At 60.2% G+C, this 12200-nt stretch carries 9 protein-coding genes; 6 read left to right on the forward strand and 3 right to left on the reverse strand.

Annotated features, from left to right (window positions below):
* Positions 1–53 precede the first annotated feature (53 nt).
* Positions 54–2315 (forward strand): glucosylglycerol-phosphate synthase, encoded by a 2262-nt coding sequence (gene ggpS, locus GSF27_RS16895; RefSeq protein ID WP_160971241.1) that lies wholly within the window; start codon positions 54–56, stop codon positions 2313–2315.
* A gap of 88 nt (positions 2316–2403) precedes the next feature.
* Here the strand turns inward: ggpS and GSF27_RS16900 are convergent, their stop codons facing one another.
* From GSF27_RS16900 to GSF27_RS16910, 3 genes are all read right to left on the reverse strand, one after another.
* Positions 2404–3579, reverse strand: a complete 1176-nt coding sequence (locus GSF27_RS16900; protein WP_160971242.1) for an alpha/beta hydrolase — start codon at positions 3577–3579, stop codon at positions 2404–2406.
* Between the two features lie 62 nt (positions 3580–3641).
* Positions 3642–4148 (reverse strand): transcription elongation factor GreB, encoded by a 507-nt coding sequence (gene greB, locus GSF27_RS16905; protein WP_160971243.1) that lies wholly within the window; start codon positions 4146–4148, stop codon positions 3642–3644.
* The gene (locus GSF27_RS16910; RefSeq protein ID WP_160971244.1) at positions 4148–6136 is read right to left on the reverse strand and encodes a S9 family peptidase; all 1989 of its coding nucleotides are present in this window, start codon (positions 6134–6136) and stop codon (positions 4148–4150) included. The genes greB and GSF27_RS16910 overlap by 1 nt, the downstream gene beginning before the upstream one ends.
* Positions 6137–6260: 124 nt before the next feature.
* Here GSF27_RS16910 and tilS point away from each other — a divergent pair, with 124 nt between their 5' ends.
* From tilS to ftsB, 5 genes are all read left to right on the forward strand, one after another.
* The gene (gene tilS / locus GSF27_RS16915; RefSeq protein WP_160971245.1) at positions 6261–7580 is read left to right on the forward strand and encodes a tRNA lysidine(34) synthetase TilS; all 1320 of its coding nucleotides are present in this window, start codon (positions 6261–6263) and stop codon (positions 7578–7580) included.
* Between the two features lie 264 nt (positions 7581–7844).
* On the forward strand, positions 7845–9476 hold the full coding sequence (locus GSF27_RS16920; protein WP_160971246.1) for a CTP synthase: 1632 nt from the start codon (positions 7845–7847) through the stop codon (positions 9474–9476).
* A gap of 1 nt (position 9477) precedes the next feature.
* Positions 9478–10329 (forward strand): 3-deoxy-8-phosphooctulonate synthase, encoded by an 852-nt coding sequence (gene kdsA, locus GSF27_RS16925; RefSeq protein ID WP_160971293.1) that lies wholly within the window; start codon positions 9478–9480, stop codon positions 10327–10329.
* Between the two features lie 122 nt (positions 10330–10451).
* Positions 10452–11747 carry a phosphopyruvate hydratase gene (gene eno, locus GSF27_RS16930; RefSeq protein ID WP_160971247.1) on the forward strand — a complete coding sequence of 432 codons (1296 nt, stop codon included), beginning with the start codon at positions 10452–10454 and terminating at the stop codon, positions 11745–11747.
* A 161-nt stretch (positions 11748–11908) separates the two neighbouring features.
* Positions 11909–12199: a cell division protein FtsB gene (gene ftsB / locus GSF27_RS16935; RefSeq protein ID WP_160971248.1), complete on the forward strand. Its 291-nt coding sequence runs from the start codon at positions 11909–11911 to the stop codon at positions 12197–12199.
* Position 12200 lies beyond the last annotated feature (1 nt).

Consider the following 12200-nt stretch of genomic DNA (forward strand, 5'->3'; position numbering starts at 1 on the left):
CGCTCAGAGAGAACGTGGATCTGGAAACCTGAATCCTACAGGAGGATAGTGTTATGTTACTTGCGACCGATCTGGACGGAACCTTTCTTGCCGGAGAGTCTGCCAGACGTCACCAGCTGTACCAGCTGATTTCACTGCACCCGGATATCGATCTGGTGTTTGTCACGGGGCGGGGGCTGGAGTCGGTGCTGCCGCTGCTCTCCGATCCCACCATCCCCAGTCCCGACTACATCATCTGTGATGTGGGCGCGACCATCGTTGAAGGCGAGACCTTACAGCCATTACAGCCCCTGCAGGCCGAGATCGAACGCCACTGGCCGGGAGAACACCAGGTGCAGGCGGTGATGCGGGATTTTCAGGGCGTGGTGCGACAGGATGTGCCTCAGGAGCGGCGTTGCTCCTATTTCTGTGAGCCCGAAGCGGTTGCAGACCAGTTTCATCAGATTGCCGACGAACTCAATTGCGACCTGCTTTACTCGGCAGGGCGCTACCTGGATTTCCTGCCCAGGGGGGTCAACAAGGGCAGCACCCTGCGTATGCTGATTGAGCACCTGGAGCTTGAAGAGGAGTCCGTACTGGTCGCTGGCGACACCCTTAACGACCTGGCTATGTACGAACAGGGTTTTCTCGGTGTTTGTGTGGGTAAGTCCGAAGGCGGATTGCTGGACAGCACTGGCGATATGGGCAACGTCTTTCATGCCAATGAGCCCGGCTGTGGCGGTATCCTCGAAGCGTTTACCTACTTCAACTTTCTCTCCCACAAGGGAATTGCCCACGAGACCCAAAGTAACCACCCGCCAGGCCAATCGGATCTGGTGATTGTTTATCATCGGTTGCCGTTTGAGGAGTACCTGGACAATGGTGTGGTGAAAGAGCGTCCGCCGGGCTCACCCAATGGCATTTTGCCGACCCTGCTCAGCTTCTTTGCCGATGGTAAAAAGGGATCCTGGATTGCCTGGTCAGTGTTCGATGAAAGTCATGATCAGTTCAAGCGTCGCAGCAAAGTGGATGCCGATCTCTATCCGAACCTCACAGCGGCAAAAATTTCCCTGAGCAAGGACGAGGTGGATATCTTCTACCGCAAGTTCTCCAAGGAAGCTTTCTGGCCGACGCTGCACACCTTCTGGCAGGAGGCGACCTTTCGTGAGGATCACTGGCAGGTATTCCTGCAGGTGAACCGTCGTTTTGCCGAGCAGGCAGCGGCAGAAGCCGCGGAGAACGCGGTGGTGTGGATTCACGATTACAACCTTTGGATGGTACCGGCGTTCCTGCGCGACATGCGCCCGGACCTTACTATCGCCTTTTTCCACCACACCTATTTCCCGTCGGCCGACGTGTTTAACGTGTTGCCCTGGCGACGGGATATTATCGGGAGTCTGTTGCAGTGCGACCTGATCGGCTTTCACATCCCGCGCCAGTCGGAGAATTTTATTGACGTGGCGCAGGGGGTGGCACCGGTAAAGGTGTTGGAGAAAAGTACCTGCGCACCTCGCTTCCTCACCTACGGTTGTGCGGTAGGACTGGATGAGATGACCAGCCAGATTGAAGTGCACGGCCGCAAAATCCAGTTGAGCGCCATGCCGGTGGGGCTGGACCTGAGCCGGATACAGCGCGCACTGACCTTGCCCGAGACCGAGGTGCGGGCCCAGCAGCTGCGACAGGAGTTGAGTGACAACCGCGTTATCCTGTCGGTGGAGCGACTCGATTACACCAAGGGTATCCTGCCCAAGCTGGAGGCGTTTGAGTTACTGCTGTCGCGTCATCCGGAGCTGATTGGTGAAGTAACGCTGGTGACCATCTGTGTGCCTGCGGCGAAGGAGATGAGTGTCTACGACGAACTGCAGACCAACATCGAACGCACCGTCGGGCGTATCAACGGTCGCTTCGCCCGCGTTGGCTGGACACCGGTGCAGTTCTTCTTCCGCGCCTTCCCGTTCGAGGAGCTGGTGGCCTATTACGCCGTAGCGGACCTGATGTGGATTACACCACTGCGGGATGGACTGAACCTGGTGGCCAAGGAGTTTGTTGCCACCCAGGGACTGACCGGAGGCAATGGCGTGTTGGTGTTGTCGGAGTTTGCCGGTGCCGCGGCGGAGTTGCGCGGTGCGCTGCTCACCAACCCCCACGATCCACACGATCTGGTCAACACCTGTTTCCAGGCGTTAAGCATGGATTATGACGAGGCCAAGGGAAGACTGCGGGAAGCGTTTGATGTGGTGCGGCGCTACGACATCGACAGCTGGGGGCAGGAGTTCCTGCAGATGGTGGAAGCCTTCGGCAATAAGCCTGTGGAGATTGAGCACACCACCCATTGAGTCTGGTCAGCCGTGTTGGCCGCTATCCTGCCAGGGGATGCCTGCCCGGGTGGTGTGGGTATCCCCTGGCAGGATAGCGGGGGACGTATCAGGTCAGCTTCCAGACGTTCAGACCATCGGCCTTGCGCCGGCGCCGGCGCAGGCTCTGGTCGTCTTCGGCAATGCAGTGCAGGGTCTGGTCGATGTCTTCGTTGACCGTGGCCCACAGGTAGTAGCTGTGCTCCACAAAGCCGGTGACTATGTTGGAGCAGTCGATCTGGTTGATCTTGTGGTGCAGGGCCTGTGGCCTTGAGGGGCCATCGTGGCCGAGGCGATCCGGGTTGCCCTTGGTGGCATCGGAAATTTTCAGCGCCGTATCCCCGCGGTTGGAATAGATATAAACGTTGCGGCAGATCTCCGGCAGTCGCACCATGGGCTTGCCGTTTTCAAACACATTGTCATCCACGTCCGCCGCACACATAAAGATGTTTTCGAACAGGCGCGGCAGGTGATTGCTGGTCAGGTGTTCCAGCAATTTATCCAGGCTGTTTTGCAGCACATAGTTACCCATGGAGTGGCAGAGCAGGTGCATGGACTGCTTGCACAGCCGTTGCTCCTGTTTGCGGGCGTCCACACGCAGCTGGATCAGGAAGTCGCGCAGTTTGAGAATGGCGCGACCGACGGCCTCGCCGGAGCGGCGGGCATCCTTGCGATCCGAGGTGTAGGAGCGCCACGGAATCATCTTGCCGTCCGAAGGCCAGCTGAACAGGATCACCTTGACGCTTTTCTGTTTGTCGGGCACCGGGTTGGCCGGCATCTGCGACGGACGATTGAGCATTAACTCCAGCGCCAGTGCAGAGCCCACCGCCTCGCTCCAGGAGACGTTGAAACCGTGGATGTAGACCAGCACATCGTTGGTCTCTTCCATGATCGCCTTGATTTCCCGAAACATGTCCGCCGAGGCGTTTTTCTGTTCGGTAACTTTTTTGTTGTCGGGGTTAGCCTGGGTGACGCTGTCGGGAAAGGCGGTAATGGCCGCTTTTTCAGCCGCCTTGCCCAGCAGTCCGGCAAGTTTTTCACCGTTGCCTGTGCGCCGCGGGTCTTTTTCTTCCGTCTGCGCCAGCAACTTTTTGACGTCGTCTGTATCCGCCTTGATGGTGAGTTTGCCGAAGCGCAGGTTGTCGTAACCATCACTGCTGAAGCCAGGGCCATAACCGCTGGGGTGCCAACGGTCTTTACCTTCATGGCCGCGGTTGGTTGCAAAATAGAGGGTGTACTGTGCCATCGTCTACCTCCTTGTAGGTGTGGGGCGCGAAATCCTTTCAGGCCCCCAGTATAGACGATCGATCAGGCGTAGGGTTTGTATTCAATGGCGATGATGTCGTACTGGCGTTCGCCTTCGGGTGTCCGCAACAGGATTTCATCGTCCAGATACTTGCCCAGCAGCTGGCGGGCCAGCGGTGAGTCCACGCTGAGCTTGCCGGCTTTGACGTTGAACTCATCGGGGCCGACGATCTGGTAGGTGGTTTCGTTGTCGTCCTCATCCACCAGCGTCACCCAGGCGCCGAAGAAGACCTTGTTGCGCTCATCGGGAATGCGATCGACAACGGTGAGCTCTTCCAGTCGCTTGGAGAGAAAACGCACGCGACTGTCGATCTCCCGCAGTCGCCGTTTGCCGTAGATGTAGTCGCCGTTCTCCGAGCGGTCACCGTTTTTGGCCGCCTGATGTACAGCGTCGGTGACCTGCGGGCGCTCCACTTTCCACAGTTGGGTCAGCTCTTCCTGCAGGGCGCGGGCGCCGGCGGGAGTGATGTAGGCCGAGCCCCGTTGTCTCGGCGGACGCCAGCGACCCATCAGGATCTCTCCCCTTTGTTGAGGTGACGTACTGCCACGGGTTCGATGGTGTCATCTACCGCAAAGCCAAACACCTGCCCGTAAAAACTCCACTCCGCCTCCAGACTGCGTTGTATGGCGTCGGCGCCGCGGAAGCCGTGGCCCTCGCCGGCAAAGGGCACATAGGCTACCGGTATCTGCTTGCGGTCCAGTGCTGCCACCATGGCTTCGGCCTGGTTGGGGGGAACCACCTTGTCGTCCAGTCCCTGGAAGAAAATGACCGGGCAGTTCAGTTGCTCCGTGTGATGGATAGGGGAGCGCTGCTGGTAGATCACCTGCTGCTGAGGGTAGGGGCCAACCAGGGAGTCGAGGTAGCGGGATTCGAACTTGTGGGTATCCTGCGCCAGGGTCTCCAGGTCGCCGATGCCATAGAGGCTGGCACCGGCGTTGAACCGGTCACTGAAGGTGAGAGCGGCCAGTACGGTATAGCCGCCGGCGCTGGAGCCGCGGATGGCAATCCTGTCGGGAGCGGCCAGTCCCTGGTCAATCAGGTAGTCGGCGGCGGCACAGGCATCTTCCACATCGTGTAATCCCCAGGCACCGTTAAGTTGCTCGCGGTAGTGGCGGCCGTAACCGGTGCTGCCCCGGTAGTTAACATCCATCACTGCGAAACCGCGACTGGTCCAGTACTGAATCTTCAGGTTGAGGCCGGTTTCCGCCGAGCCGGTGGGGCCGCCGTGACACATCACAATCAGTGGTGGCAGGGTGCCCTCCGGTGCACGGCAGTCCGGATTCACCGGCGGGTAATAGAAGCCGTGGGCCTCGGCGCCGACACCACTGTTAAAGGTGACCGGCTGGGCGCTGCTGATCCACTCTGCCGCCAGCGGTGTGGAGGAGGAGCGGGCGATGGTTTGCAATTGCTCGCCATCAAACCCCAGCAGTCGGGTGGCACTGGTGGGGCTGGCCGCCAGTAACAGGGCGCGACCGTTGTGGCAGCGGATCTGGCCGATATCGGTAAACGGGCTCTCCAGTGGTTGCAACTGGTTACTGCCCAGGTCCAGGGTGGCCAGCTGCCACTGGCCCTGCTGGGTAAAACAGCAGAGCAGCTCGGTGGCGGAGAGAAACCCGTAGGTGGACATACCGAACACCCACTGCGGGGTGGCGAACTCCGCAGGTCCGGGGGCGATGGCTTGCAGTGGCTGTTTGGGATGCTCGGGATCGCAGCGGTAGAGATTCCACCAGTCGTTGCGGTCCGATACCAGGTAAAGCTGGTTGTCCGGGCTCCACTGGGGCTGGAAGACGGATTCGGCACCAAAGCCGGCGATCAGCATGGGGGGCTGGGGGTTACCCGCCTCATCCAGTGGTGCCAGCCAGCACTGGCTGCTGTCCCAGGGCATGTGGGGGTGATCCCAGCTGAGCCAGCTCAGGTAACGGCCATTGGGGGAAACCCGGGGGTTGGAGAAGAAGTCGTGGCCACTGGCCAGCACCTCAACCTGAGGCTCTGCGCCGAGGGAGATGGCAACCAGTTCATTGGTCTCCTCTTTCGCGGTGCCCGCCAGTTTGGCGCGATGGTCTTCGCGCACCGCCAGCAAGCGCTGGCGTGGGGCGTCCAGCCACAGGTCGGCGTAGCGGTAGTCGCCGGCCGGGGTCAGTGGTCGGGGCTTACCATTGATAACTTCACCATTGATAACTTCGTAGAGCCGCTGGTCGATAGCATCAACGTAGAACAGGGCCTCGTCGGTGGCCAGGTAACTGGCGCCGCCATATTCGTGGGCGCGGGTACGCACGCCGACAGAGATGGGCAGCGGTTCCTCAGGCTCGTTGGCACCCTGGGGCAGAAACATCAGCACACTGCGACCTTTCTCTTCCGGGCGCGACTCCACCCACCAGGCCCCTTTGCCGGTCAGCTGCGGCTCCCCCAGTTTGACACTCTGGCGGGTGAGCAGGGAGGCGTGAACGATAGATGGCCAGCTGCCGTACGGAAGATCGGCGGTGGTGTTTGAATTCATAATATGCGGCTTATTCTGATTGCAGTGCACTGAACGGGCTGTCAGGGCGGTTGAATGTGGGGCCATTGTAGGTCAGCTGTTAGAATTGCCAAAACCCGGCCCCGGAGGCGAGTCACAAATCATTATGTTGGATCTCATGGAACAGCTGCGCCGGACGCTGGCGTCATACCCTGACGTACGCCGTTGGTGGATCGGGCTCAGTGGCGGCCTCGATTCCACCCTGCTGGCTGCCTGTGTGCGTGACCTGCAACTGGCCGTGCCGGTGCACTGTGTCTACATCCACCATGGGCTCTCCGCCCACGCTGACGAGTGGCAACGCCACTGCGAAGCACTCTGCCGGCAGTGGCAGATACCATTTACTGCCCTGGCGGTCGATGTGCAGGTGGGTGGCCAGGGGGTGGAGGCCGCCGCCCGTGAGGCCCGCTACCAGGCGTTTGAGACACTGTTGCAGCCAGGTGACGGCCTGCTGCTGGGGCATCACCTGGATGACCAGGCGGAGACCCTGCTGCTGCGCCTGATGCGCGGCACCGGGGTGACAGGTCTGGCAGGCATTCAGAAAGAGAGGGCGCTGGGGCAGGGATTCCTGCTGAGGCCGCTGCTCGGCTGCAGTCGCCAGCAGCTGGAACAGGAGGCGCAGCGCCGCAACCTGCAATGGGTAGAAGACGACAGCAACAGCCAGACCCACTTTGACCGCAACTACCTGCGCCTGCAGGTCATGCCCCTGCTGCAGGAGCGTTGGCCCGGTTTCCGGCGCCAATGGCAGCAGACCGCCGATCTGTGTGAGGAGACCGCGGCGCTGGTGGAAGAGGTGGCGGTGGCGGATCTGGCGGCTTGCCAGCCGGAGCGGAGCCGGGAAGGTGCCAGTCTTGAGATGGCGGCCCTGCAGGGGCTGACGCCTTTTCGACGCGGTAATGTGTTGCGGCTGTGGCTGCAGCAGCAGGGGCGGGCACTGCCGGAAAAGGTGCATCTGCAGGAGGTGGAGTCACAGCTGGTGCCGGGGCGGTCAGACAGCGAGGCGGAGGTGAGCTGGCGGGACGTGCGCCTGCAGGTACACCGGCAGCGCCTGTGGCTGTTGCCCGACCTGCAAAGCCCTGTGCCTGGCGACCCCCTGGGCTGGGATGGCAGCACCCCGCTGCGCTGGGGCAGCTGGGAGCTGCAGCTGGAAACAGTAACCAGCGGTGGCTGGCGCTGGCCGTCCCAGGGTGTGCTGGTGCAGGCCCGCCGCGGCGGGGAGCGTTGTCACCCCGCTGGACGCAGCCACTCCCAGGTTCTCAAGAAGCTGCTGCAGGAGGCGGGTGTGGCGCCCTGGCTGCGCCCACAGCTGCCAATTATTACTACACTGGAAGGTGAGATAGTGGCGGTGGGGGATCTCTGGTGCTGCCGCGGCTGGGAGAGTGGTTCCGGCCCGGGTGTACGGCTGCGGTGGGAGTATCGGCCGGCCTGAGCAAGGGCGGTCCGGGGGTGTGGCTGGCGGGCCATTTTTCGTTGAGCCACCAGAGGGTTTCCGGTAGACTGGCGTCCCATCTTTAGGGCTAGCCGCAAGCGCTGTAAGCAGGTCTCTCCGGGACCGCTCCAGAGGCCTGTCGAAGCAGTACGACAGGCGCTGCGGTATGCCGCTGTAGGGTGCGCCGGTTTTCGTGCCGTTGCGTACCCGAGGGCAGCCATCCAGCCCAAACCAAAAATGATCGTTTAATCAGCAAGGTTCTTCATGACGCGATATATCTTCGTTACCGGCGGTGTTGTTTCTTCATTGGGCAAAGGCATCGCCTCCGCTTCTCTGGGCGCCATTCTTGAGGCCCGGGGCCTGAAGGTAACCGTGCTCAAGCTGGATCCCTACATCAACGTCGATCCGGGCACCATGAGCCCGTTCCAGCACGGCGAAGTGTTTGTGACTGAAGATGGCGCGGAGACCGACCTGGATCTGGGTCACTACGAGCGCTTCATCCGCACCCGCATGACCCGCCGCAACAACTTCACCACTGGCCGCGTCTACGAGACCGTACTGCGCAAGGAGCGTCGCGGTGACTACCTGGGCGGTACCGTGCAGGTGATCCCGCACATCACCGACGAGATCAAGCGTCGCATCCTCGAAGGTGGCAAGGGCTACGACATTGCCCTGGTGGAGATCGGCGGTACCGTGGGTGACATCGAGTCCCAGCCGTTCCTGGAAGCCGCCCGTCAGCTGAAGGTGGAGTTGGGTCGTACCCGTGCCCAGTGGATTCACCTGACCCTGGTGCCTTATATTGCCACCGCCGGCGAAACCAAGACCAAACCGACCCAGCACTCCGTGAAGGAGCTGCGCTCCATCGGTGTGCAGCCGGAGATCCTCATCTGCCGCTCCGAGCGCGAAGTGGATGCCGACTCCCGCCGCAAGATCGCCCTCTTCACCAACGTGGAAGAGCGCGCGGTTATCCCGCTGCCGGATGCCAGGACCATCTACTCTATCCCGCAGATGCTGAAAGACTACAACCTGGACCAGATCGTCCTGGAAAACTTTGGCCTGGAAGCGCCGGAGGCCGACCTCTCCGAATGGCACCGGGTGGAAGATGGCAAGCTCAACCCGCAGCACGAAGTCACCATCGCCATGGTGGGCAAGTACATGGAGCTGCTGGACGCCTACAAATCCCTGATTGAGGCCCTGACCCACGCCGGCATCCACGCCAGTACCAAGGTCAATATCAACTTCATCAACGCTGAAGACGTGGAAACCCAGGGCACCAGCCTGATCGAAGGCGCCGATGCGATCCTGGTACCGGGTGGCTTCGGCGAGCGCGGCATGGAAGGCAAGCTGACCTCCGTGCGCTACGCCCGTGAGAACAAAATTCCGTACCTGGGCATCTGCCTGGGGATGCAGTCGGTGGTGATCGAGTTCGCCCGCAATGTGCTGGGCCTGAAAGACGCCAACAGCACCGAGTTTGACCGTCACACCAAGAACCCGGTGATCGGCCTGATTACCGAGTGGGTGACTGCTGAAGGTGATGTGGAGAAGCGTGACGAAGCCTCCGACCTGGGTGGCACCATGCGTCTCGGTGGTCAGGAGTGTCGTCTGGTAACCGGCTCCAAGGCCCGTGACATCTATGGCGAAGACGTGATTCTTGAGCGTCACCGTCACCGCTATGAGGTGAACAACAACTACGTCGACCAGCTGCAGAAGGCCGGCCTGAAGATCGGTGGCTGGTCCGCCGACGACAACCTGGTGGAGATGGTAGAGCTGGAAGACCACCCCTGGTTCGTCGCCTGTCAGTTCCACCCGGAATTTACTTCCACGCCGCGGGATGGCCACAAACTGTTCAGCAGCTACATAGAAGCTGCCCTGCAGCACAAGCGGGAGAATGGCTGATATGCAAAGCAAGGTGATTGAGGTTCAGGGCATTCCGGTTGCCAACGACAAGCCGTTTGTGCTGTTTGGTGGCATGAACGTACTGGAGTCCCGCGACATGGCCATGCAGGTGGCCGAGCACTATGTGAAAGTCACCGAGAAGCTGGGTATTCCCTATGTCTTCAAGGCCTCCTTTGACAAGGCCAACCGCTCCTCCATCTACTCCTTCCGTGGACCGGGTATGGAGCAGGGGCTGAAAATCTTTGAAGAGATCAAAAAGACCTTCAACGTGCCGGTGATTACCGATGTGCACGAGTGCTATCAGGCGGCTCCGGTAGCCGAGGTGTGTGATGTGATCCAGCTGCCGGCGTTTCTCGCCCGGCAGACCGACCTGGTGGCAGCGATGGCCGCCACTGGCGCCGTGATTAACGTCAAGAAACCCCAATTCCTCAGTCCGCCACAAATGAAAAACATCATCGACAAGTTCCGCGAATGCGGTAACGACAAGGTGATGTTGTGTGAGCGCGGCTCCAACTTCGGTTACGACAACCTGGTGGTGGACATGCTCGGCTTCCGCACCATGAAAGAGGTGAGTGACGGCGCGCCGATTATCTTTGACGTCACCCACGCCCTGCAGTGCCGTGACCCCATGGGTGCCGCTTCCGGCGGCCGTCGCCACCAGGTGGCGGAGCTGGGCCGGGCGGGTATGGCGCTGGGTATTGGCGGCCTGTTCCTTGAGGCCCATCCGGATCCCGATAATGCCAAATGTGACGGCCCGAGCGCCCTGCCTCTGGCGGCGCTGGAGCCTTTCCTGCAGCAGATGCAGGCCATTGACCAGGTAGTCAAGAGCCTGCCTGAGCTGGATATCCGCTGAGGGACGCAGCGGCTGGTGCTGAACCGATTTAATTAAATCCATAAATCGAAACGCAGAATGCCGGCGTGATTGTTTGCCGGTCTTCCGCATTTCAACAAAAAACAAACGGAGAGTTTGCTGAAATGACCAAGATTGTTGATGTGAAAGCCTACGAGGTGCTCGACTCCCGGGGCAATCCCACGGTCAATGCCGATGTAATCCTGGAATCCGGCGTTGTCGGTTCTGCCTGCGCACCTTCCGGCGCCTCCACCGGCTCCCGTGAAGCCCTGGAGCTGCGCGATGGCGACAAGAGCCGCTATCTGGGCAAAGGTGTTCTGAAAGCGGTGGCAAACGTCAACACCACCATCAAGTCCCTGCTGGTGGGCATGGATGTGGCGGACCAGCGTGCGCTGGACCAGGCCATGATCGATGCCGATGGTACTGAAAACAAAGCCAACCTGGGTGCGAACGCTATCCTCGCCGTCTCCCTGGCTGCAGCCAAGGCTGCCGCGGCGGACAAGGGTATCCCTCTCTACGCTCACATTGCTGAAGTAAACGGTACTCCGGGCCAGTACACCATGCCTGTGCCGATGATGAACATCATCAACGGTGGTGAGCACGCCGACAACAACGTCGACATTCAGGAGTTCATGGTGCAGCCAGTGGCCGCCAAGAGCTTCACCGAAGCCCTGCAGGTGGGTGCCGAGATTTTCCACGCCCTGAAAAAAGTGCTGAGCAGCAAAGGCCTCAACACCGCTGTTGGTGACGAAGGTGGTTTTGCCCCTAACCTGGCCTCCAACGCCGACGCGCTGGCGGTGATCAAGGAAGCTACCGAACTGGCCGGTTACAAGCTGGGTACCGATGTTACCCTGGCCCTGGATTGCGCCTCTTCCGAATTCTACAAGGACGGCAAGTACGATCTGTCCGGCGAAGGCAAGGTATTCACTTCGGAAGGCTTCAGCGACTACCTGGCTGAGCTGTGCGACCAGTACCCGATCATCTCCATCGAAGATGGCCAGGACGAATCCGACTGGGCCGGCTGGAAATACCAGACCGAGAAACTGGGCGACAAAATCCAGCTGGTGGGTGACGACCTGTTCGTGACCAACACCAAGATCCTGAAAGAAGGTATCGAGAAGAGCATCGCCAACTCCATCCTTATCAAGTTCAACCAGATTGGTTCCCTGTCCGAGACCCTGGACGCCATCAAGATGGCCAAGGATGCCGGATACACCGCGGTGATTTCCCACCGTTCCGGTGAGACCGAAGACACCACCATCGCTGACCTGGCCGTGGCAACTGCCGCTGGCCAGATCAAGACTGGCTCCCTGTGCCGCTCCGATCGTGTCTCCAAGTACAACCGTCTGCTGCGCATTGAGGCCGAGCTGGGCACCGCTGCCGCGCCTTACCGTGGTATCGCAGAGTTCAGCAAGGCGTAAGCCTCCTGCTGCACCCAATAAAACAGGCCGGGACTTCCGGCCTGTTTGCTTTTGGGCGGCCTGTTTTGTTTGGGCGGCCAGTTTTGTTGCCTGGCCTGTTTTGCGTTTGGCCTGGATTCCTTTACCATCACAGCAGTTTGGCTTGAGTATTTCCTGTCACCATGAAATGGCTGTTTCCGGTTTTGTTACTGCTGCTGATTGCGCTGCAATTCCGCCTCTGGGTGGGTGAGGGCAGTATGGCGGACGTGGTTCGCCTTGGTCAGGAGATTGAGGCTCAGAGCCTGGAAAATGAAACGCTCAAACAGCGCAATGCGGTAATCGCCGCCGAGGTAGAGGCGCTGAAGTCGGGCCTGGATGCGGTGGAGGAGCGGGCGCGTGAGGATCTCGGTATGGTCAAGTCTGACGAGACCTTCTTCATGGTAGTAGAGCCGGATAAGGCCAAGGGGAGATAAA

This window comes from Pseudomaricurvus sp. HS19 (genome assembly GCF_009857815.1).
Taxonomy (GTDB): domain Bacteria; phylum Pseudomonadota; class Gammaproteobacteria; order Pseudomonadales; family Cellvibrionaceae; genus Pseudomaricurvus.